This window comes from Escherichia sp. MOD1-EC6098 (genome assembly GCF_002965865.1).
In the GTDB taxonomy this organism is placed as follows: Bacteria; Pseudomonadota; Gammaproteobacteria; order Enterobacterales; family Enterobacteriaceae; genus Escherichia; species Escherichia marmotae.
This window is the reverse complement of record NZ_PTSN01000012.1, coordinates 74,806-94,560: the sequence shown is the minus strand read 5'-3', so window position 1 is coordinate 94,560 and position 19,755 is coordinate 74,806. Positions and strand designations below refer to the sequence as shown.

General features: G+C 54.6%; 27 protein-coding genes. All 27 read right to left on the bottom strand.

Annotated elements, in window-relative coordinates:
- Nucleotides 1-22: 22 nt before the first annotated feature.
- Entirely contained in the window at nucleotides 23-925 is a 903-nt protein-coding gene (gene fieF / locus C0K55_RS13855) for a CDF family cation-efflux transporter FieF (RefSeq protein WP_001076732.1), read from the bottom strand.
- Nucleotides 926-1,160: 235 nt separating this feature from the next.
- On the bottom strand, nucleotides 1,161-1,379 hold the full coding sequence (gene ogrK / locus C0K55_RS13850; RefSeq protein WP_000468308.1) for a prophage transcriptional regulator OgrK: 219 nt from the start codon (nucleotides 1,377-1,379) through the stop codon (nucleotides 1,161-1,163).
- Nucleotides 1,380-1,460: 81 nt separating this feature from the next.
- A complete protein-coding gene (locus tag C0K55_RS13845) occupies nucleotides 1,461-2,624 on the bottom strand; it encodes a phage late control D family protein (RefSeq protein ID WP_105266110.1) in 1,164 nt (387 codons plus the stop codon).
- On the bottom strand, nucleotides 2,624-3,103 hold the full coding sequence (locus C0K55_RS13840) for a phage tail protein (RefSeq protein ID WP_000978896.1): 480 nt from the start codon (nucleotides 3,101-3,103) through the stop codon (nucleotides 2,624-2,626). Before C0K55_RS13840 ends, C0K55_RS13845 begins: the two co-directional genes overlap by 1 nt.
- Before the next feature lie 14 nt (nucleotides 3,104-3,117).
- Nucleotides 3,118-5,565 carry a phage tail tape measure protein gene (locus C0K55_RS13835; protein ID WP_105266111.1) on the bottom strand — a complete coding sequence of 816 codons (2,448 nt, stop codon included), beginning with the start codon at nucleotides 5,563-5,565 and terminating at the stop codon, nucleotides 3,118-3,120.
- Nucleotides 5,558-5,713 (bottom strand): GpE family phage tail protein, encoded by a 156-nt coding sequence (locus C0K55_RS13830; protein WP_000143830.1) that lies wholly within the window; start codon nucleotides 5,711-5,713, stop codon nucleotides 5,558-5,560. Before C0K55_RS13830 ends, C0K55_RS13835 begins: the two co-directional genes overlap by 8 nt.
- A complete protein-coding gene (locus C0K55_RS13825; RefSeq protein WP_001031303.1) occupies nucleotides 5,710-5,985 on the bottom strand; it encodes a phage tail assembly protein in 276 nt (91 codons plus the stop codon). Before C0K55_RS13825 ends, C0K55_RS13830 begins: the two co-directional genes overlap by 4 nt.
- A gap of 57 nt (nucleotides 5,986-6,042) precedes the next feature.
- Complete coding sequence (locus C0K55_RS13820; protein ID WP_105266112.1) at nucleotides 6,043-6,561, bottom strand: phage major tail tube protein; 519 nt, start codon at nucleotides 6,559-6,561, stop codon at nucleotides 6,043-6,045.
- A 12-nt stretch (nucleotides 6,562-6,573) separates the two neighbouring features.
- Nucleotides 6,574-7,764, bottom strand: coding sequence for a phage tail sheath protein (locus C0K55_RS13815; RefSeq protein WP_105266113.1), 1,191 nt, complete (start codon nucleotides 7,762-7,764; stop codon nucleotides 6,574-6,576).
- A gap of 129 nt (nucleotides 7,765-7,893) precedes the next feature.
- Nucleotides 7,894-8,421 (bottom strand): tail fiber assembly protein, encoded by a 528-nt coding sequence (locus C0K55_RS13810; RefSeq protein ID WP_024188561.1) that lies wholly within the window; start codon nucleotides 8,419-8,421, stop codon nucleotides 7,894-7,896.
- Between the two features lie 2 nt (nucleotides 8,422-8,423).
- On the bottom strand, nucleotides 8,424-10,946 hold the full coding sequence (locus tag C0K55_RS13805) for a phage tail-collar fiber domain-containing protein (protein ID WP_105266114.1): 2,523 nt from the start codon (nucleotides 10,944-10,946) through the stop codon (nucleotides 8,424-8,426).
- A 10-nt stretch (nucleotides 10,947-10,956) separates the two neighbouring features.
- Nucleotides 10,957-11,487 carry a phage tail protein I gene (locus tag C0K55_RS13800; protein WP_001285323.1) on the bottom strand — a complete coding sequence of 177 codons (531 nt, stop codon included), beginning with the start codon at nucleotides 11,485-11,487 and terminating at the stop codon, nucleotides 10,957-10,959.
- Nucleotides 11,480-12,388, bottom strand: coding sequence for a baseplate assembly protein (locus tag C0K55_RS13795; protein WP_063118409.1), 909 nt, complete (start codon nucleotides 12,386-12,388; stop codon nucleotides 11,480-11,482). Before C0K55_RS13795 ends, C0K55_RS13800 begins: the two co-directional genes overlap by 8 nt.
- A gap of 4 nt (nucleotides 12,389-12,392) precedes the next feature.
- Nucleotides 12,393-12,740, bottom strand: a complete 348-nt coding sequence (locus tag C0K55_RS13790) for a GPW/gp25 family protein (protein WP_000127163.1) — start codon at nucleotides 12,738-12,740, stop codon at nucleotides 12,393-12,395.
- Entirely contained in the window at nucleotides 12,737-13,378 is a 642-nt protein-coding gene (locus tag C0K55_RS13785) for a phage baseplate assembly protein V (protein WP_105266115.1), read from the bottom strand. Before C0K55_RS13785 ends, C0K55_RS13790 begins: the two co-directional genes overlap by 4 nt.
- Before the next feature lie 66 nt (nucleotides 13,379-13,444).
- Nucleotides 13,445-13,897 carry a phage virion morphogenesis protein gene (locus C0K55_RS13780; RefSeq protein WP_001001786.1) on the bottom strand — a complete coding sequence of 151 codons (453 nt, stop codon included), beginning with the start codon at nucleotides 13,895-13,897 and terminating at the stop codon, nucleotides 13,445-13,447.
- Nucleotides 13,890-14,357 (bottom strand): phage tail protein, encoded by a 468-nt coding sequence (locus tag C0K55_RS13775; protein WP_000917145.1) that lies wholly within the window; start codon nucleotides 14,355-14,357, stop codon nucleotides 13,890-13,892. The genes C0K55_RS13780 and C0K55_RS13775 overlap by 8 nt, the downstream gene beginning before the upstream one ends.
- Nucleotides 14,320-14,565, bottom strand: coding sequence for an Rz1-like lysis system protein LysC (gene lysC / locus C0K55_RS26605; protein ID WP_236942605.1), 246 nt, complete (start codon nucleotides 14,563-14,565; stop codon nucleotides 14,320-14,322). The genes C0K55_RS13775 and lysC overlap by 38 nt, the downstream gene beginning before the upstream one ends.
- Nucleotides 14,465-14,890: an Rz-like lysis system protein LysB gene (gene lysB, locus C0K55_RS13765; RefSeq protein WP_105266116.1), complete on the bottom strand. Its 426-nt coding sequence runs from the start codon at nucleotides 14,888-14,890 to the stop codon at nucleotides 14,465-14,467. The genes lysC and lysB overlap by 101 nt, the downstream gene beginning before the upstream one ends.
- A complete protein-coding gene (locus C0K55_RS13760; protein ID WP_105266117.1) occupies nucleotides 14,878-15,303 on the bottom strand; it encodes a DNZ54_00345 family protein in 426 nt (141 codons plus the stop codon). The genes lysB and C0K55_RS13760 overlap by 13 nt, the downstream gene beginning before the upstream one ends.
- A 14-nt stretch (nucleotides 15,304-15,317) precedes the next feature.
- On the bottom strand, nucleotides 15,318-15,815 hold the full coding sequence (locus C0K55_RS13755) for a glycoside hydrolase family 24 protein (protein ID WP_001144101.1): 498 nt from the start codon (nucleotides 15,813-15,815) through the stop codon (nucleotides 15,318-15,320).
- Nucleotides 15,815-16,096: a phage holin family protein gene (locus tag C0K55_RS13750; RefSeq protein WP_000123124.1), complete on the bottom strand. Its 282-nt coding sequence runs from the start codon at nucleotides 16,094-16,096 to the stop codon at nucleotides 15,815-15,817. Before C0K55_RS13750 ends, C0K55_RS13755 begins: the two co-directional genes overlap by 1 nt.
- A 3-nt stretch (nucleotides 16,097-16,099) precedes the next feature.
- Nucleotides 16,100-16,303: a tail protein X gene (locus C0K55_RS13745; protein ID WP_000846399.1), complete on the bottom strand. Its 204-nt coding sequence runs from the start codon at nucleotides 16,301-16,303 to the stop codon at nucleotides 16,100-16,102.
- Nucleotides 16,303-16,812, bottom strand: a complete 510-nt coding sequence (locus C0K55_RS13740) for a head completion/stabilization protein (protein WP_000988633.1) — start codon at nucleotides 16,810-16,812, stop codon at nucleotides 16,303-16,305. The genes C0K55_RS13745 and C0K55_RS13740 overlap by 1 nt, the downstream gene beginning before the upstream one ends.
- A gap of 99 nt (nucleotides 16,813-16,911) precedes the next feature.
- The gene (locus C0K55_RS13735) at nucleotides 16,912-17,655 is read right to left on the bottom strand and encodes a phage terminase small subunit (RefSeq protein WP_001564790.1); all 744 of its coding nucleotides are present in this window, start codon (nucleotides 17,653-17,655) and stop codon (nucleotides 16,912-16,914) included.
- A gap of 3 nt (nucleotides 17,656-17,658) precedes the next feature.
- Nucleotides 17,659-18,732: a phage major capsid protein, P2 family gene (locus C0K55_RS13730; RefSeq protein WP_001248551.1), complete on the bottom strand. Its 1,074-nt coding sequence runs from the start codon at nucleotides 18,730-18,732 to the stop codon at nucleotides 17,659-17,661.
- A 58-nt stretch (nucleotides 18,733-18,790) separates the two neighbouring features.
- A complete protein-coding gene (locus C0K55_RS13725; RefSeq protein WP_001085969.1) occupies nucleotides 18,791-19,645 on the bottom strand; it encodes a GPO family capsid scaffolding protein in 855 nt (284 codons plus the stop codon).
- Nucleotides 19,646-19,755: the final 110 nt, after the last annotated feature.

Below are 19,755 nucleotides of genomic sequence, written 5' to 3'. Positions count from 1 at the left end.
TCTGGCTCTCTTTTCGCAAGCATTATGATAGCTCAAACCGTTTACCTTCCCTGGGCACGACGGAACAAGGGTCCTGATGAATAATGACATCCGAGCCTGGAAAACGCCGTAAAATAGCCTGCTCTACCTGATCAGCCACCATATGCGCCTGAACCAGAGGCAGAGAGTCTTCCATTTCCAAATGAATCTGAATAAAGCGAGTCGGCCCTGACTGCCGCGTGCGAAGATCGTGAGCGCCGCTTACTCCCGGCCAGGAAGTCACGATATCAATAATTTCCTGCCGCTCCTCATCGGGTAACGCGCGATCCAGCAATGACTGTACCGCCTCATACCCCATGCGTAACGCACTATATAAAATATAGATGCCAATACCCAAAGCAAACAGGGCATCTGCGCTATGCCAGCCGTACCAGGATAATGCAAGTGCCAGCAAAATCGCGCCGTTCATCATAACATCAGACTGATAATGGAGCATATCTGCACGCACCGCCTGACTTTGTGTACGGCGAACCACCCAACGCTGAAACGAGACAAGAACGATGGTGCAAACTAACGCGACAATTGTGACGATAATACCGACACCAGGATCATTCATTGGCGTCGGTGAAATCAGATGTTGGATCCCGGTTAAAAACAAAAACAACGCCGAACCAGAGATAAACATACTTTGCGCCAACGCAGCCAGGGATTCTGCTTTACCATGACCAAAAGTATGTTCGTCATCCGCCGGTTGCAACGAATAACGCACCACCAATAAATTGGTCAGTGACGCACCAATATCCACCAACGAGTCGACAAGCGCGGCGAGAATACTCACCGAACCGGTATACCACCATGCAAAAATTTTAATCAGCAATAGCAGCGAAGCCATCGCCGTCGCAGCAATCGCCGCCCGGCTGACCAGCCGTCCATAAGATTGATTCATAAATACTCCCGCTATCAACTGACGGTAGTATAACGGAAGCAAATCATCTGCAATGCATTAAGCAACAGGCAAATTGAGGATAAAAAAAACCCCCACATCATGTGGGGGAAGACAGGGATGGTGTCACAAAAAAGCACCTAACCTGATGATATAAATGGATTTATATCAAGCACTGTCCACATAGCGTCCACATCGACCATAAATAAGCCCCTCAACTGAGGGGCTATTTTTGTGATCACATCCACATAATTTGCTGTCCTGATGGTAACGGGTGCGGCCTTACGGCGTGGACTTCTCCCGGCTTCACGATGTATCGCTGTACCGACTCATAGGTGATGAACGTGGCGCTGCAATTCACGTTCTGACACTGGTGATAACGCTCTTTTGTCGTGTCAGTGATATAGCGGCTTGTACGCGCATGTGCGGCATGCTGGCATAAAGGACAATGAAACATCGCGAGCACCTCTTCCGGTTTTGTTGACGGTGCCATTTTAGTTAATTTATCCTTATAAAACAAACAGATAAATAAAACACATCACTCATCACCTTCTGTTTCGTACTCCACATCAGAAAGCCTGACCTCAAGCTCTAAGGACGTCGTGAAGCCGCTATTATTCAGAAAATGTGTCACCTTAGTGATTGTCCAGTCCTGCTCGTCTATGACGCGCTTAAAGCCTGACACTTTGACCGGCGTTTCCGTGTAAATATCTGCCCGACCGGTAGCCAGACTGATGGAGAACTCCGCAACGCCCCGTTGCAGCTTATCCCACTTCGCCTGAGCGGCGCGCATGGCCTGCGCTTTCGTGGCATATACCGTGGTCAGGGCAAAAACGTTGTCAGCCTCACCAGCCATGTATTCACCTTCGCGCGCTTCCGGTACTTTTGGCGCTTTCTTCTGCGTGACTGGTTTCGCTTTCGGGTGCTCCAGTGCGCGCAGGTGTTTCTCTTTCTTTTTGCGTTTCAGTTTTACCTTCTGCTTTTGTGGCTTCGGGTCTTTGGTGTGTAACCACTTTGCCGTTACGCCGGTATAGGCTCCACGGTCAGCAATCGCAAAATGATGGCGGTCGCCGTCGCTGCGGGTTATGGTGACCTGCGGGATTTTTTTACCGCTGGCCGTCACCCCCTGCCCCGCTTTGAGAAACAACAGTTTTCCCATTTTTACCGACACCTCACCGCCGTTGCGTTCAGCAAGACGGGTCAGGAATTTCGCATCTGACTCCTGCGACTGGTCAATGTGCGGGATTTTAATTCCGGCCAGTGGCGGAGCGACACTGGCTTCCAGCCTGTTACGGGAGGCTATCGCTTCAACAATCGCACCGAGCGTGGTGTCATGCCAGGAGCCTTCACGGCGGGAATTGAGCGTCCCGCGAAAATCTGCACTCCGGGCGCGGATGGTGACCACATCCGGCGCGCCCCGGTGTTCAACCTCATCAACGGTAAATTTCCCTTTGCACACCAGGGCAAAACCTTTCCAGCCGATATACACCGTCAGGACAGCGCCACGAACCGGCAGCCCGACCTGCCCGTCGGCATCGTTCAGTTCAATATCAAGCTGGTCAGCCTCAAAGCCCCGGTTATCCGTCAGGGTCATGCTCATCAGACGGTCGCTGATATTGCCGGTAATATCCCTGCTGTCGAGCATCAGCATGTAATCCGGCGTCAGCGTACTGCCTGCATCAAATGTCAGCGCATCCAGCATTATCCCGCCCCCGTCATACCCGTGAATTTAGTCGCCATACTGCCAGCCTTACCGATGAGCGATTCCGCCTGTTTACCGATATCGCCATAAAGCGCGGCCAGTGATTCATCAACGCGGGTGAGCGACAGCGTAAAATCAATTTTCCGGGGTGTGCCGTCTGCAAAGAAAATACTCCCTGTTTCACTCACCCTGCTGATGACATACATGCCGTAAATCATGCCGGTGCCATCCAGCAACGGCCACGCCCGGCCTTCCTCTGCCATCAGCCTGAGCGTGGTCATCGTCAGCTTTCCGCCGGTCAGTTCGGGATAAAGCACACCGGCAAGCGTGATGTTTTCCTCGCCAACACCGAGAAACTGAAAGGCATCCCGTTTACCGATACGGGAATTTGACGGCCAGCGATAATCTGATTCACGCTGCATGGTCTGGTGTGGCAGCGTCTGGCGCATAAAAACAAACATACCTAACGCGAGCATCATTTTTCGTCACCTCCTTAACCGTCATGCATCATGCTGGCACGGGCGCGCGCACGTTTATCCCGCTCGTATTTTTCGAGCGCATCCTGTAACTGGCGGTCAAGCTGTGTCCCCGGCGCAGTACCACCCGTCAGGCTGATGTGATATTCGTTTTTACTCTGGTCTACATAAGAGCGGCCAGCCGGTGCCGTGACCGGCTGATAAGCCTGATAACCTGCATAAGAGCTGGTCGCCGGAATATAACCACCGCTGCCATACGTGGCGGCTTGAGTTCTGGCGGCGGTCTGGTCAAGTGTGTCTGACTCTTTGTTGATAACACCGAGTTTTTCCAGTACCCAGTCAATACCACTGCGCAGTTTGTTGAACGCATTAAGCGGCAGCATCAGCGCGTCAGCCAGTGCCTGCCCGAACATGACGCCCGTGTCACGGCAACGGTTCAGGGTGTCCTGGGTGGCTTTGACCGGGGCAATCAGGTTTTTAAACCACTGCCACGCGGCCTGTAACTTTTCACCCAGCCAGTCAAACACCGGTTTAAGTGGCGTGAACAGTTCCCCCACTGGCGCAAATGCCGCTTTCAGCCCTTCCACCACACCGCCAAAGAATGCGCTGACAGGCTCCCAGTATTTACGGATAAGCAACGCCCCGGCGACAATGGCGGCCACCACGGCCACAACCGGCCAGCTAATCGCCCCGATGGCGGTCATAACAGCACTGCCAACCGTCGTGAAGATTGCCCCCATTGCGCCTGCTGCCGCGATGATGGCATTGATGCCGGTGATAACCGGCCAGGCTACAAGACCAATGGCACCGATGATGCCAATAAGCGCCAGCGCGCCACCGACAATGAGGCCGATGGTTGACGCCAGTGATTTGTTTTTCTGGATCCAGCCGTCGAGTTTTAACACATACTTCGTGGCCGTCTGAGTGAGCTTACGCAGTGCGCCTTCCTGCTGGTCAAACAGGTCAGTCCCCACCGCCTCATAAGCGGACTGAAACTCCTTAAAGTCACCGCCGAGGTTATCCTGCATGATATTTACCAGCTCTGCGGTCTTCCCGTCTGAGGCTTTCAGCGTAGCGGTCAGCGTATCCAGTTTTCCGCTTGCTGCCGCTGCCAGTAAAACGTTCGCTGATTTCAGGGCTTCCTCACCAAAAATGGTTTTAAGGTATTCCCCCTTCTGAGACGTTCCCAGCTTGTGTTTATCAAAGCTGACCTGAATCTCTTTCAGAATGGTGAACAACGGACGCATATTTCCCTTTTTGTCCGAGGTTTTAACGCCAAGCTCTTTTAGTGCTTCCCATGCTTTCCCTGTCGGAGCCTGTAATCGGGTGACAACGGCACTACTCCCCGTACCCGCCATTGACCCCCTGATGTTATTGTCATGCAGCACACCTGTCATGGCCGCTGCCTGCTCAAGACTTACACCTGCCGTCCTCGCAACCGGACCGAGGTAAGTCAGTGCATCACTGAGTCCCTGAAAATCAGCCGCCGACTTATTCATCGTTGCCGACAACACGTCGCCCACATGGCTGACATCATCATTTGACAGTTGAAAGGATGCCTTAGTCCCCAGCAACAGTTGCGCGTTTTCTTCCATCGACCGCTGATTCGCCAGTGCCATATTCAGCGTGACCGGCGTTGCCGCCTGAATAGCCGCAGCATCTCCACCCGCTTTCGCAATGATAATCTGCGCACCGGCCGCATCATCCGCCGAGGCGGCTGTGTTGTCGCCGAGCTGGCGCGCCTGTTTGCGTAGCGCGGCCATTTCGGCGGAATCTTTTGCCACACCGAGCACGGCCTGCAATTCTGAGTTTTTCTGCGCAAACTCATAACCGGGCATCAGCAGCTTAACTCCGGCCATCGTTCCCGCCGCCGCAATCCCCACACCAGAAGCGCCCACCGAGGCCATATTTCCGGCCAGTTCCTTTCCGGCCTGATAACGCTGTTTTACTGCATTAAGTTTTGCCTGTTGTGCACTGACACGCGCCAGCGCGTCACGCTGCCGGTTAAGCTGTGCGGTGGTTTCACTGATACGGTTTTTCAGCCCTCGTTCATCATGCGCCAGATTACGGGTATTAATACCCGCCTGACTCAATTCCTGACGCTGGCGCTGTACCGACAATCTCAGGCTGTTATATTTCGCCTGTAACTCAGACGCATTTTTACGCGCGGCTTCCATTGCCTTTGCCTGTGCATTTGTCGGTCGTTCAGTATTTTTAAACTGGACAGCCAGAGCTGCGGCTTCCTGTCTGGCTTTTTTCAGTTCCTGACCAGTCACGGCGAGCTGTGCGCTGGTCTTGCGAAATCCCTCAATACGGGATGCCTGACCGTTCAGCTCGCGCAGTGATTTTTGTGTTTCCCGGATATCCCCCGACAGCGACTTGCTCGCTGTGCGGATGGATTTAAACGGGCGGGATGCCTGGTCAACAGCCCTGAGCAATACCTGTAATTTTACATTGTTACTCATTCGTGTTTCCGCTTCGCCGGAGCGCCTTTTCGCGCCATGTGATGAGTTCGGTCAGGCTCATGGGATACAGTTCTGATGGCGGCCAGTGAAATATCACTGCCACATCCGCCATCAGGTCATCGACCGAGAGATTTTTCGGGAACGTCACTGCACCGAGTTCGGCGACAAAAAACCGACCACCTTACCGGCCAGCGCCACAAGGTCAGGCAGTTCCAGCGCGGCAACTTCCTGCTCGGTCAGCATCGGTGCCGTCATGCGCGGCAGCACCTTAATCAGTGCATCGACTTCGGAGTTCGCGACCGCAGCCAGACTGACACCGCGCAGCGTCCCGGCATTGGGTTTCATCAGCGTGACCTGTTCGATGACCTGCTCACCACGCTTGACCGGATTGTCCAGGGTAATCACATTTTCTTTGTTCATGGTTTTCTCACTTCTGAATCGGGGGTTAACCGGTCAGCCTGGCTGACCGGATGAAAATCACAGGCCGATATTGCGGCGGTGTTGCTCCAGACGGTCGACGCCGTTCACCTTCTCAATCATGTTGATGGTGTCGATTTCGACCAGCTCCTTACCGTCCATCGTCAACTTGAAATAAGTACAAATCACCGGGAGTTTCGATTCGGTATCCTCTCCCTGTTTACCCTCTCCGGTGTCGACTTCTTTCTGACGCCCACGCATGACCACTTCGACGGCCACCGTTTCGCCGGTATCGTCGCGCTGGTAAGAACCAGCAAAACGAATCGGTACGGCATCAACACTGGTTGCAGCGTAAAGTTCCCAGATAACCGAATCCGGGAACCCCCCGAGCGACCACTCCATTGACAGCGCATCGTCATCAAGGCCGAGGTCTACCGGTGCGCTGCCGTTCATCCCCGCACCGCGATAATTTTCGAGCTTACGGGTCAGTTTTGGCAGCGTGACGGACGTTGCAACGCCCTGATAGCTGTAGCCGTTCAGAAAGACATTCATGTATTTGAGTTTGCGCGGCATTGCCATCGGTCAGGCTCCTTAATTGCTGTTAACCGAGGTGACCAGATTTGCCAGGTATTTATCAGTAATACGCTGGCGCAGGGTCAGGTTTTCAAGAGGAGGCACCGGGGTATAGTCGTAGTCGATATACAGTTTTCCGGCCTTGAGGGTTTCCGCATCGTTGGATTCTTCGCTGAACCAGCAGGTCGCATCCACGATATAGCCGTTTGTTTTCAGCTCACGGAATTTGGCATTGATGCCGTCAACGATGTCGCGAATCAGCGTTGCGGTGATGGGTTTGTCCACCGCCCACATGTGCGCCTCAGCCATCGTGTCGGCCAACACCTGCGCGGTGCGGGTGTAGTTTTCAAAGAGGAACAGCGGGTCATCAGAGCAGGTACGGTTACCCCAGAAGCGGAAACCGTCACGGCGAATCAGCGTAGTGACGCCTGACTCGTTAAGCAGGTCAGCATCGGTGCCGGACTCCTGCAAATCCCAGAATACAGATGCGCTGATGCCGGTAACACCGTTCACCCCGACATTGGACAGCGTTTTATGCCAGCCCTGCTCCTGGTCGATTTTAGCGCGCAGGCCCAGTGCACGGGCGGTGGCATACGCGGTGGCGGTGGTACTGGTGACCGTATCCCATGCGAGGAAATCCGGCCAGATGACCATCAGCTCACGCTGACTGAAATTCTGGCGATAGGCTTTCACCTCGGAAATGGTCTTACAGCCCCATGCGCTGATATATCCGAAAGCGCGCAGCTTCTGACAGACTGATGCCAGTGCAACAGCCACCTCTTTGGTATCCAGCCCCGGCACACCAAGAATACGCGGTTTAACACCGGTTACCGACTCCGCCGCCAGCAGGGCTTTCAGTCCGGTGTACTGACCGTTTTCGTCAGTGGTGCCGATGATATTGGAAACGGTCTGCGCGAGTTTCGTTTCCTCGTCGTCGCCGGTGCCGTCTTCCACACGTACGACAACGGTGACCGGTTTTGACTGGTCGGAGATGGCCTGCAACGATGCCGCCAGCGTGCCTTTTTTACCGGCCTTTGCAATTGCGCTCTGCACATTGGTAATCAGTACCGGTTTATTGAGGGGGAAGGTTTCGACATCCGCATCGCTGGCCGTACAGACCATGCCGACAATGGCGGTGGATACGGTGGAAATGACGCGGGTGCCGTCGTTAATCTCCAGCACCTGCACACCGTGATGATAATCACTCATCCGTTTAACTCCGTGGTTAATGGGTGAGTGGTATTTTCAGTTGTACAGGGCGTGAGACGCTATTTGTCCTGACTGGTCAGGGGATGAAACAACAGATAAAGAAAAGGCGGGCAATCCGCCCGCCTGTATTTATTGTGGTAGTTCCGGCCATTCAGGATTTGCAGGATCCACACGACTGACCAGAACGCTGTAGCGTTCCCATGCCTCCAGTCGGCTGCGCTCCTCATCTGTTGCCATATTCAGCCTGACCGCACGCTCCAGCGGCTGAATCAATGCCTCAGCTTCTGCAAGCAAGGTTGACTTTCGGACTTCGGCTTGCTGCTGCCGTTCTGCATCCGTATATACACGTTTAATTACAGTGTCATCTTTGAACATCCAGTTACCTGAAATATCAGCGCGACGGTTGGCGGTTATATTCGGTAACTCAACAACACTCAAGCCATCAGGGTTGAGCATTGACACATCTTTCTCAATGCAACGAATAATACCGTTCTCGTCGTAGGCCATTTTTAAAGTGTCTGGCTGGAAATTCTTTTGTTCCTCATACCAGTTTTTACCATCATCTGACCATAGCCAGACAATATTAAATCGTTTGGTTAATTCATATTGTTCAATAGTTTTTGGATTCCCTGCCTTAATATTTTTTAAATGCATCATCATTAAATACTCCCTGCGTTATACCATGTGCCATTAATACAATACTGAACAGGTCTTGCCTGCGCGATATCAATTAATTCATCAGTATTACTATTGACAACACCAGTAAGAACATGCCCTGACCTGTCATGCCAGCCAGTACCATTCCACGTTGGAAGGGATGACAAACCACCTAAGCGAATACCTGTAATAAAACGTGAATTACATTCCGCCTTGGTATAAGCGCCAATATCACCTGGCGATGGTTTATGAGCTGTCGTATAAATTTGCGCCCATCCAGACCATTGAGCATCATCTGTATCCCGCCTTGAACGGATATATGCTGGCGCGTAACCTCCACTGGTGCCGCTCCAGCCGATAAGTAATTCACCTTCTCCAACTGCGGACACCCCCGTAAGATGAAGCACATTGCCATAGGTGTAAGGGTAGCCATTGTTATATGCCTCATACATCTGAATACCAGGCGTCCCCTTTGCACTCCCGCTTAATGCTGTGACGCGATTCCGGGATACCAGCGTATTAATATTTATATCGCCGGTGCCATCAAATTTGACACCATTAATATTTCGTGCCGTTTTCAGCTTTGTAGCTGTAGCAGCATTGCCGGACAGTTCGCCTGAAAGACCGGCGCTGAAGGTTTGTTTCGCCGCCCATGTCTGAGCTTCGTCGATAATTGGCACACGTCTTGTCGTGATCGTGCGGCTTCCCGGATTTCCTGAAATACGCACCATAAAAAAGCGGTAGTTCGCTTTACTTACAGTGCTGCGCCACACATGCATTGAGCGCCCCGTACCGGAATCATCACTCGGACCGACTGAGATGTTTATCAGGTTGCCATCAATGACGCCCCAGTCCATACCGTCGGGAATATTGGCCATGTTATCAAGCCGAACGGTTATCAGACTACCCGGCACAAAGTCGTAGGTCTGCCAGTCCAGACTGGATAATTTTGCCACTGCGCCACCGATGCCCAGATTCAGAGGCAACGAAAAGGAGTTATATACTTCTCGCCATTCGGTCCATTTGCTCCCGGCGTAGACGCGCTCAAAAGTGCGCCCCTGTGTGGTTTCTGATTTCCCTGTGGTTGTGTAACGCTGCCAGACAGACACACCATCAAAACGTCTGATTACTTCCAGTATCCCAAGTAGTGTCGCGCCAACGGTGTCCAGCATCGGACCGTTTGTTGCCTTTCCTGTAACACTGTAAATACCGGGGTCGGTTAGAACATTTAAATCACCTTCGTAATAACGACTCTCTGACTGATGACCGACTCTTAACCACGGTTCCCACTGCGGATTTGATGCATCCCAGCTTGCCGCAAGGCAGCGGACATACATATTTCCACGGCGAGTGGTATAACGTTGCGTTCTTCCATAATTCCCGCCTTCGAGGATCTCAAGCATCCCCTGAGCAAAGCCGCCTTCCTCTGGATAATTGCGTTCATAGGAAGCTATAGCCGAGCTACTGTTACGCCATAAACCAAGATGTTCGGCGGCTCCAAGCGTATTCAGGTCTATAGTCGTACTCAAAGGGCGGGTAGCTGATTGAGTGTGACGCCATACGCCCCACGGACCATCAGTGCCATTCCACTTATTGGCGAGTTTACGCATGTATACATTGCCGTCTCTTGTGGTAAAGCGTTGCGTGCCTGCAAAATTGCCGGCAGCAAAAACCTCAAGCACACCGACAGCATTATCTTCCGGGAAATTTTTCTCCAGTGTTGCGTTAGTTGAAGTAGCTTTAGACCAGATCCCCAGATAAGCCTTAACGGGACCAAATGTATTCAGATCAGCATCAACCGGCATTTCGCCGTTGTTTTTCATAAACGTCAGGCTGGTAACGCCAACATTGTCCAGAAAAGCTGATTTATCCTGGATATCTGCACCATTCTGATTTTTCGCCAGACGTGAATTTGCGTTGTCATTTGCTGCCTTGACCGCTTTTGGCGTTGCCGCCAGCTTTTCACTGGTGCTGTTTGTTGCACTGCTTAACTGAGTAAAGCCTTTTTCCGTCAGCGTGGCGTCAGGATGGCGGCGGGACTGCTCATGCTCTGCGATTTTGTCATCGACGTAATCCTGCGTCGCCATCACTGTGCTGGCATCAATACTCAGCTCAACGGACGCCACGTTGCTGAGAATAATAACCATGCGGCAGGTCTGCGCACGTCCGGAGCCTTCAGCCAGTTCTGGCTTATAGCTTTCTGCCATGTTGGATACCGCAATCAGTGTTCCGGCATCGTCATACAGACCAAGCTCACGCATCCAGAAGCCGCCCACTTCGGGCGGTACAACCAGTTCAGCCACGATATAGTTTTTATTCTTGTTATCCACGCTGACTTTATTCAGAGCGTGACGCCAGACCTCATGCACCAGTTTCGTCTGACCGGCATCCGGCACCGGTAATTTGCCATTACCGTCACCCACGGCCATTGCAGACAGGTTTACTTTTTTCCCGCCGGGGACAGTGGCGGCTGCCAGCTTCGCGGCTCCGGCAGTAGTGATAACGGTTTTAAATTTCGTGCTCATTGTTTCTCACTTATCCGGGATAAACAGTAATAACATCACCATCACAGACCACACCGCCTGTATACAGATAGCCGGGAATGTCCTGGATAATGTTCAGGCCGATAAGGTGACGACTTGCGGGTTTGGCATCAGCAATCAGCCGTTCCATTTCCAGATACATCTCCTCCGTGATGCCGCTTTCCAGCACACCGATATCAAGGCGAAAGGTTCCGGGCGGGTCGTTTGTCTCCCACCATTCCTTTACGTTAATGAGATAGCCGAGCGGCTCCACCACGCGTCGGATTGCGCCGATAGTGCCTTTATGACAGTGGATGAAATAGGCATCGCGGATAACGGCGCGTTTTGTTGCTTCCGGCCACTTTTCATCCCACCTGTCGACCGAAAACGCCCACGCCAGCCACGGCAGCAGATTTGCCGGACAGGTATCCGGGTTCCACAGCTCACGAATACTGACCGGCGTTTTTTCAATTTCCGCACAGGCTTTTGCAGCGGCGACCTCAAGTGGTGATGAGCCGGTCGGCAGCAGTCGCGAATCACTCATCCGAGCCTCCGGTCACGACGCGGTATTCGGTACAGAAAGACGCCTGCGTATTGTTGAGCACGATGTCGGCCAGCGGTGCAGCCAGTTCGACACGCTGCACGCCTTCCACATGCAAAGCGGCATAAATGGCAGACAGACGGATGTCACGCCCCAGCCGGTGCTGTGCCGTGATATACGCTTCCAGTTTTTTCACGGCGGCAGCGCGGATGGGTTCGCTTTCGGGACCAGGGTAAAGGTAAAGCGTGGCGTTTATCTGGTATTCAACGATGGCGGCAGACTGCACGGTCACGCGGTCGGCCACCGGCCTGACGTCCTCGCCATTAAGGGCGTTACGCACCACAGCCAGCAGGTCTTCGGATGCGACGCCGTTATTTTCACGTGACAGCACAGAGATGGTGACACAGGCCGGAGACGGACTGGTGACAGAGATATCCGCGACACGCCCGTCCGCACTGCGACCATGATACTGATAGGCACCTACCGACCCGGCGACGCTTAAACCTTCAAACGCCTGCTGAATACGCAGACGATAATCGGTGTCAGATTCCATCACTGCCGGTGTCGGCGGGATGGTCGAATCATCTGCCGGGGTGATAATCAGGCGCGTGGTGTTGTAATTGGCACCAATCACATCAAGGTCATTACCGGTGGCACAGGCCAGCATCACCGCCCGTGCGGCCTCATTCACACGCTGACGCCAGATAAGCTCACGATAAGCATTTTCCTCCAGCAGTTTGACGAGAGGCTCGGATTCCAGCGTCAGGGTACGGGCGACCGCCTCCTGCTGATCTTCCGGGTAAAGGGAAATCAGTGTCGCCTTGCGTTCGGCGAGAATGGTTTCAAAGTCCAGCTCCTCGACCACATCCGGTGCGGGTAGCTGGTTCAGGTCGATAATCGGCATGGTTTCAACTCACAGGGATGGTTAACGAAAGTGGCTGACCGGTGTCGTTGTGCTGACCGGTTAACGTGACCGTCATTCGCCCGTCAAAACTGCGCGCCGTGGTGACGGATGACAGGGTGACGCGGGGTTCCCATTTCAGCACTGCCATGTAACAGGCGACCTTAATCTGCAACTCAAGCGCCGGGGTCTGCGGCTGGTCAATCATTGACGCCAGCAACGAGCCGTAATCACGACGCATCACCCGTGAGCCGACCGGCGTGCGCAGGATATCGCCGATACTCTGGCTGATATGTTCAAGGTCAGTGACAGTCAGGCCATCACTGCGATTCATTCCGAGATAACGCGCTGTCATTTTGTCCCCTGCGTCCAGTTGTCTCCTGACTTAACACCACCGTGACCGTGGTCATCCACCTGAACGCCGTTAGACGTGAATTTCCCGTCGGTATGCTCGATGTTGCCGTGCATCTTTCCGCCCTTCTGCACTTCCAGCGTGCCGGTAGTCAGTTTGTTAGTGCAGACCACTTCCGGTGTGTCCAGGGTGATGCGGGTTGACGCTTTCACCATGACCACCGGCACCGTGGCAGTAACAGAATCAGAAGCCGTCACGCTGGCCGTTTTAATTCCGCTTACCGTGAGTGCACTGGTTTCGGGTTCATACTCAATCACCGCCCCGTCAGGGAAACGGATATGCAGGGCATCCGCCGACGCAGACGGCGCAGGGTTATCGCTGGAATAAATCCCCGGCAGAACAAACGCCGTGTCAAGTTCACCGCCCACGGCCAGAATCAGCACCTGTTCCCCCACGGAAGGTGCCCACCATGTGCGCGAACGCCCGGCACGATGAGTCAGCCACTGCAGCCAGTCGGTGCACATGCCGCCGGTCTGCACACGGCAGCGACCGGCGTTAAGGTCGGTTTCGACGATAACGCCGGTGCGGATCATGTTGCGCAGTGCGCGCGCGAGTTCCTGAATATTTGCGAGAGTGTTCATAACGAGAAGGATGCCGCCGGGTCATACCGGCGGCAATGTGACGATGAGGTGTCGGGAATGGCACAACTAACGGTCGAGATGAGCCAGGATAATCTCTTCAATCATCTGCACATCCTCACCGGTAAAGCCGAGCAGAGGACGCGCCGGATAATCAATTTTCTTACCGTCTTTCCGGGTTTCTTCCGACAGACCGAACTGATGCACACTGGCGATTTTCGGTGACTTTCCGCCGTAAAACTCCATTGATGCCTGTTCCGGGCTGGCGCGGATATGCAAAAAACGACTGGTGATAAGTTTCGCAAACATTTTTCGCTTAACACGACCGGTCTTTTTTCTGGCGCTCTGCTGCTGGCGTGGCGCGTAGGGTGTGCCGTCCGGGGCTTTCTGTGCCATCACCCGACGCTGCTGACTCTGCCGCAGACGCTTCGCCAGTTCGGCACTCAGCCGCCGACGCCCTGACGGTGACAGCGACTCAATAAGTCCGGTCAGCCGGTCTTCAAAACGCTTAAACTCATTCATCCCACTTGCTCACCAGTTCGCCATTGATATACAGCTCCATCGGGCGGGTGACCGGCTCCGGCGGCGGAGGTTCCGGGATATTCTTCACATGCAGCGCACCGTCAACCTCACTGACCAGCGTGCGCTCGGTCAGCATCAGGCTGATACTGATATCAAAGCTGCTGTCATTGTTGATGTCTGCATAAAATGTGAAGCCTTTTTTCTGGCCTTCGTCAGTGGTCATGATGTCGGGCTGATTTTCCCGCAGCCACGCCAGCACCGGCACGATGAGCAGGTCAAAATCACCGGTAAAGTCGGTCACAATCACATTGAGCGTGTAACGCTTTTCGAATGACAACGACGCCGCCAGTGTGGAGGCAATACTCCCGTTATCCACGAATATCCGCAGCATATCGGGGTTAGTTTTCAGCACCGTGACGGCATCAGTCAGCGCCCTGCGCAGGCTGTCGGGTTTGAGCATCGTTTTCGTCCTGGCAGTGTTTAATCATTTTTACCTGGCTGGCACAGCGTGCCAGCGCGTTCTCAAGCTGCCGGATATCGGCACTTAAATCGCCGTTCGTCTGCGGGTCACTGCCCGGCATCGGGCAAAGGCTCACTTTCGGGCAGGCGTTGTGGACAATCACTGGCGTCGGCGCAGGCCGGGCGCTGGTGCAACCGACGCACAGCATCAGGCAGGTCAGCACCGTACCAGCGGCGAAAATCTTCGTTTTCATTCAGTAACCTCGTGATGGTTTTCTCGCGCTGTGCTTCACGCTTCGCGGCGTTCTCCAGTTCCTGACGCAGTGCCACCTGCGCCAGCTCGTTTTTATCTGCTCTGGTGATGGCAACATGAAGCTGATTTTTCAGCATGGTGATGGTCGTCTGCTGTTCACTGGCGACGTTATTCGCCCTGTCCAGCGAGGTGCGCAGGCTGGCGTTTTCATGCTTCGCCAGAAACAGACCGACCACCGCCAGTGATAACAACACAACCAGCACAATCATCAGCTTTGACATGGTTCCCGCCCCTCAAAACGCTGACGGCAGGCCGTACGTATCAGCCGGAAGAACACCGATACCACGAGATAAATCAGCGCGGTAAAAATCCACCCGGCAGCGACCAGCGAGATAAACGTCGCCACCATCACTACCAGAGCCACCGCCCGTCTGCACCACGGCACCGGCTGCAAAAACAGCGACGTGACAATCTTCACGGCCAGCGATTCCGGCGGCAGCTCCCGCCCGTAGCGTTCCAGCACATACTCAGTGGCATACACGCCGACACCACCGGCAACCATACAGATAACCGTCGCCAGAATCGCCCAGGCGGCGACAAAACTGACGGCCACGCTCTGCGGGTAAATCAGGGACAGTGCCAGCATCAGCGCCAGCGACACGTTCAGCATCAGTGAAAGGGATAATTTCTTCATGGTGTTTACTCCGTTTAAGCCGGTACGCCGCCAGCGGTACGCCAGACGGTGACCAGTTTTTCCAGTGAATGCTCACGCTGACCGTAACCGGCACCCGGCAGGGACGCCCAGATATTGCGACAGCGTGAAATGGCGCGCTCAATGCGTCCCGCCCGGATGTCATCCAGTGCACCGCGTTCGCGGATCAACTGAATGGCGAGTCTGTCCTGTGACAACGGACTGAAATCCGGCAGGGCAAGCTGTTTGCGGTAGTGCGGCCAGAACAGGTAAAGCTGCTGATAGCGACCGGAGGCCGTGGACTTTTCACCGCGACGGTTAAACACCTTCGCCGGTCGGCCATGCGCGAACGGGTGGTCACTGTAGTCGGTGAAAATTTCCGGCTTCCCGTCCAGTCCGGTGACTATCACGTCATAGCCCCGGTTTTTCGTCAGCGGATGGTTCGCCGTCCCTTCGGACACGGCCAGCATGTCGAGAAAGGCGGCGATATTCTGATGCGTGTTAATTACCGGCATTACTGTTTCCCCCTGCCCTTAAAGCGGCGCTGAATGGCAATCTCAATCACCTGATAACCGGCGATACCCAGCATGGAGCCGATGCCGCACACCGCAGGGAGTGACAGGTCAGGAAACTGCACCAGAACAACACCGGCAACCATCGAGACAAAACCACCGAGCAACATGCGCCCGATAAACAGACGCGGGGTGATGGGTTCACCACCGGCAAGCACCTTGCCGACAACAATCAGCACCCCAATCATGAAAAGCGACAGGACGCTTTTTTCTTCTGCTGTCATGCGTTACTCCCACAGATTGACAGTTTCAGCCACGGGCGCGGTCTGAACGTCGGGCAGTTCGACGGCGGTGCCGTGTGGCAGCACCGCCCCCAGTTCAGCCAGTCCCGGATTTGCGGCGAGCACGGCCTCGACCACGCCCTCAGTGCGCCCGTAATAGCGGACACAAATGGCGTCGAGCGTGTCGCCCTGTAGCGCAAAGGTCTTCATCAGATTTGACTCACGATGCAGCGCGGCTTGTCCTGGATGCGCGCCACCGCCCAGCGCATATCCCGCCACAGCTCATCAATGGTGCTGTCAATGCTGTCGGCCTTCTTGTCGCCTTTCGCACTGGCATCCACGCCGCGATAACGCTCATAAAGCGATGCGGTCGCCATCGCACACACGGCGCGCTCGTAGTAAAAAACTTTGATGCTTTCACCGTCGATGTCGTCCGCCGGAACGTCCGCCAGACGCGTAAAACCGGCGGCAATTTTCTGTTCGCGGTACTCGTACAGCTCCGCATTCGTTTCAGCCATGCCTGACTTGATGGCCTCACGCAGACGGGCAGGGGCGACGGTCTGCTCAAGGCGCATACGTTCCCGGACGCGCTTCGGGTCGATATCGGGAAAAAAGAACGTGTTTTTAATCACCGGCTCGTCGCCTGCCGGTTGCGGGATGACCACCGTACCCTCACCGGATACGGGAGCCTCCTTTCGCGGAATAATCAGCGTCATCATGACTACCTCTGAAAAGTCGGGCGGTGGACGCCGGTGCAGTGTCAGGTGATTCACCCTCAATGACCGGCGTGCCGCCCTGGCGCGGGGCGCATTCGGTTGTTAACTGGCTTTCTTTTTCGGGCGTCCACGTTTTGCCGGTGTCACGCTCCGGGTCTTACGTGGGGCGCGGGTGGCCGCTTTGGGCTGCGGCTCCGGCTTCGGTTTCAGCTCCCGCTCCAGTCGTTCAATCTCTTTTTTGACGCCTGCCTGACAGTCGAGCTGTGTCGCACGTTGCAGGTGAGCCAGCGCACCGGCGGCATCACCAGCGTCACGCAGAAACAGACCGGTGATTTTGTGCAGCTTTGCGCGCACTTCATCAGGCATGTCAGCCGTGGCGGTCAGTTCAAGGGTCTCCGTCAGCAGGCGGGGATCCACAGACTCACCGGCAGCGTGAGCGCGCATGGCCGCAAGCGCCACCTCCTCGGTGAACATGTACGGCGGGGTGCGGCGGTGTTTACCCGGCATGGTCAGACCGTACTTCAGGGCATAACGGGCAATCTCCAGCGCACCGGCAATATCGCCGGTATCCAGACGCCACAGCATGACCGTCATCAGAATGTCATCCTGTGCACCTTTGCCCTGCTCCAGCACGCCGTTCACCCACGGCAACCAGAACGGCAGCAGTTCGCGCTTTTTCGCGGCCTTCAGCTCTTTTGAATAAATCGCTTTCAGTGTGCGCTGGTCTGCGGCCAGCTTGACCAGCATCTGCTCATAGACAGTTGCATGTCGCAGCGGGGCGGCTTCCCGCTGCGCGGTCATCGCTGCCGAGACCCGCATCATGTGGCGCTGTGCGGGACTCGTCATCGGTTACGCTCCCGGCTCTGCGGTCGCCTTAGCCGGTGTGGAGAAATCACCGACCTTAATTTTTTCCACCAGACAACCGGCGGCGTAGTCTTCCACCACGTAATCAATGTTCATTGACTCGTAGTTCTCCACGCGGTCGAGTTTCGGGTTTTCCTCAATCACGCGACGATGGCTGTCATCCATGTAGTAGATGGACAGGTTTTCCAGCTTCGTGATGAGCATCGCATCCGCCGGGAAGTACGGGACGCGTACCGCCGGCAGGTTACCGATGCGTTTCTGGCTGATGATGACGTCAGCGGCCAGCATTTCGCTGTTGTCCTGCTCTTTGTTAACGATGGGAAAATACTTGTCCGCCAGTAGCTGACGCCCCACAATCACCACAAGGTCAGGGTCTTCCTGATACCACGGCTCAATCAGGTTGTTGGTCGCATCCATCACCAGTGCATCGAGGCTGGCATAATCACCGCCCTTACCCACGCGGATGACTTCAGAGGTGGTGCGGCCTTCCTCGTCAGTGACCTTGCTCATCACGCGCGCCGGGGCTTCATTGCGGTATTTCTGCAGCCAGCCGACCGCCACATCCTGCAACATCGGATTACTGTTGCGGTCAGAGGTTTCGGCACGCTTCACGCCGTTAAAACCGGCCATGATGAAATCAAGGGACTGGCGTTTGATAATGGCGTTACGGATACGGAGCTGGAAATCCTGATAACGCGCCCACAGGTCCAGCGTTTTGTAGCGGATATAAAAATCGAAGTTAATCTGGTCGCATTCGTACTTGTTTGACGCCAGCTTCGAGAAGTCCTTCGGCTGACGCTCGGTGCCACCGGCGGTGTCGGTGGTGCTGGCGATGGAGCCGGTGACACCGATGCCAATTTTTTCCCCTTTCATTTCGCTGACCGGCACAATGTTGATGCGGGTCAGAAAGTCAGAGGACTCCTGCATGGTGTTCATCAGGGTCTGGGTGACCGACGGTTCAACGGTGAATTTTTTCGACACATCACCGGCGTCGATGCCGTTCAGTTCGGCAACACGGGACAGGTAGGCATTAAATTTAAAGCGGGTTTCCTGGCGCATAGTTTTTCCTGAAATTAAGGGTTAATCGTGAAGGTTTTCCCGGACTGACTGACGCCGGTCAGCAGTTCGTCATCAGGGCGTCACCGCCACCGCCGGTGGCCTTGCTGCGGCGCTGCTGGGTCAGACTTTCGGTGTGGTCGAGACTGTTTTTCAGGCGGGTGAATGCCTGGCTGGTTTCATCCGCCCTGTCAGTCACATCCTGCTTAAGTGCGGAAAAGGCGTTTTCCATCTCAGCGAGGCGCTGCTCAGTGGCGCTCAGTTTTTCCTGCACATGCTCAGCGACAGCGGTCACCGCTTCATGCACGTCATTCAGACGGGCGTCATCGCTGGCCTGTTTGCGGCCAAAAATGGATTTCACCTTTTCGGTCAGGGCGGTGAACACGGTTTCAGGCAGGTCTTCAAATTCCAGCTCAACAGGCGTTGCCACTGAAATCAGGTTTTCAGGGCTTAATTTGAAGCGGTTCAGAGGGTTGTGTTTTGCCGTGCGGCAGAATTCCAGGTATTCCGTGCCGAGGCTTGCCGGGTCATCGGTGACGGCCAGACCCACCAGATAACATTTGCCTGTATTGGCAAAGTTCGGCTGAATTTCCATTGAGGTATAGACCTTCTGCGCGGCCTTGTTCATCGCGATAAGGTCATCGGTCGGGGTGATTTTCGCAAACAGCGCCCATTTGCCTTTCAGCGCCGAATCATCGTCAATCTTTTCGGCCTTCAGTTCGACCACATCGCCATAACGCTTAAAAATACCGTCAGGCAGGATGCCGCGCAGATGTTCCAGGTTAATGCGGCAACCATAGACACGCGGGTCAAAGGTTTCGGCCATTTCCTGAATATCCTGCGCACTGATGACACGCCCGTCACAGGTGTCACCCTCAACGCCGATACGAAAGAATTTTGAGACTTTTTTTGCCATTGTCAGGAGTCCTGAATAGTGATTAGAGGAGTCACATGTCGGCATCAGTTTCCCGACGATGCGCATCCTCCGCCATCAGTCCCGGATGGCTTATCACTGACACAACAGCA

What these genes read in the sequence shown, in the direction of transcription:
- C0K55_RS13835 (WP_105266111.1), bottom strand. Translation starts at nt 5,565, where the DNA reads ATGAGTAACAATGTAAAATTACAGGTATTGCTCAGGGCTGTTGACCAG.
- C0K55_RS13825 (WP_001031303.1), bottom strand. Translation starts at nt 5,985, where the DNA reads ATGAACAAAGAAAATGTGATTACCCTGGACAATCCGGTCAAGCGTGGT.
- lysC (WP_236942605.1), bottom strand. Translation starts at nt 14,565, where the DNA reads ATGCTGTGCGTCGGTTGCACCAGCGCCCGGCCTGCGCCGACGCCAGTG.
- C0K55_RS13820 (WP_105266112.1), bottom strand. Translation starts at nt 6,561, where the DNA reads ATGGCAATGCCGCGCAAACTCAAATACATGAATGTCTTTCTGAACGGC.
- C0K55_RS13775 (WP_000917145.1), bottom strand. Translation starts at nt 14,357, where the DNA reads ATGCTCAAACCCGACAGCCTGCGCAGGGCGCTGACTGATGCCGTCACG.
- C0K55_RS13735 (WP_001564790.1), bottom strand. Translation starts at nt 17,655, where the DNA reads ATGACGAGTCCCGCACAGCGCCACATGATGCGGGTCTCGGCAGCGATG.
- C0K55_RS13790 (WP_000127163.1), bottom strand. Translation starts at nt 12,740, where the DNA reads ATGACAGCGCGTTATCTCGGAATGAATCGCAGTGATGGCCTGACTGTC.
- C0K55_RS13800 (WP_001285323.1), bottom strand. Translation starts at nt 11,487, where the DNA reads ATGAGTGATTCGCGACTGCTGCCGACCGGCTCATCACCACTTGAGGTC.
- C0K55_RS13730 (WP_001248551.1), bottom strand. Translation starts at nt 18,732, where the DNA reads ATGCGCCAGGAAACCCGCTTTAAATTTAATGCCTACCTGTCCCGTGTT.
- lysB (WP_105266116.1), bottom strand. Translation starts at nt 14,890, where the DNA reads ATGTCAAAGCTGATGATTGTGCTGGTTGTGTTGTTATCACTGGCGGTG.
- C0K55_RS13740 (WP_000988633.1), bottom strand. Translation starts at nt 16,812, where the DNA reads ATGATGACGCTGATTATTCCGCGAAAGGAGGCTCCCGTATCCGGTGAG.
- ogrK (WP_000468308.1), bottom strand. Translation starts at nt 1,379, where the DNA reads ATGTTTCATTGTCCTTTATGCCAGCATGCCGCACATGCGCGTACAAGC.
- C0K55_RS13745 (WP_000846399.1), bottom strand. Translation starts at nt 16,303, where the DNA reads ATGAAGACCTTTGCGCTACAGGGCGACACGCTCGACGCCATTTGTGTC.
- C0K55_RS13725 (WP_001085969.1), bottom strand. Translation starts at nt 19,645, where the DNA reads ATGGCAAAAAAAGTCTCAAAATTCTTTCGTATCGGCGTTGAGGGTGAC.
- C0K55_RS13795 (WP_063118409.1), bottom strand. Translation starts at nt 12,388, where the DNA reads ATGCCGATTATCGACCTGAACCAGCTACCCGCACCGGATGTGGTCGAG.
- C0K55_RS13805 (WP_105266114.1), bottom strand. Translation starts at nt 10,946, where the DNA reads ATGAGCACGAAATTTAAAACCGTTATCACTACTGCCGGAGCCGCGAAG.
- C0K55_RS13840 (WP_000978896.1), bottom strand. Translation starts at nt 3,103, where the DNA reads ATGATGCTCGCGTTAGGTATGTTTGTTTTTATGCGCCAGACGCTGCCA.
- C0K55_RS13760 (WP_105266117.1), bottom strand. Translation starts at nt 15,303, where the DNA reads ATGAAGAAATTATCCCTTTCACTGATGCTGAACGTGTCGCTGGCGCTG.
- fieF (WP_001076732.1), bottom strand. Translation starts at nt 925, where the DNA reads ATGAATCAATCTTATGGACGGCTGGTCAGCCGGGCGGCGATTGCTGCG.
- C0K55_RS13810 (WP_024188561.1), bottom strand. Translation starts at nt 8,421, where the DNA reads ATGATGCATTTAAAAAATATTAAGGCAGGGAATCCAAAAACTATTGAA.
- C0K55_RS13785 (WP_105266115.1), bottom strand. Translation starts at nt 13,378, where the DNA reads ATGAACACTCTCGCAAATATTCAGGAACTCGCGCGCGCACTGCGCAAC.
- C0K55_RS13755 (WP_001144101.1), bottom strand. Translation starts at nt 15,815, where the DNA reads ATGCCGGTAATTAACACGCATCAGAATATCGCCGCCTTTCTCGACATG.
- C0K55_RS13780 (WP_001001786.1), bottom strand. Translation starts at nt 13,897, where the DNA reads ATGAATGAGTTTAAGCGTTTTGAAGACCGGCTGACCGGACTTATTGAG.
- C0K55_RS13815 (WP_105266113.1), bottom strand. Translation starts at nt 7,764, where the DNA reads ATGAGTGATTATCATCACGGTGTGCAGGTGCTGGAGATTAACGACGGC.
- C0K55_RS13845 (WP_105266110.1), bottom strand. Translation starts at nt 2,624, where the DNA reads ATGCTGGATGCGCTGACATTTGATGCAGGCAGTACGCTGACGCCGGAT.
- C0K55_RS13750 (WP_000123124.1), bottom strand. Translation starts at nt 16,096, where the DNA reads ATGACAGCAGAAGAAAAAAGCGTCCTGTCGCTTTTCATGATTGGGGTG.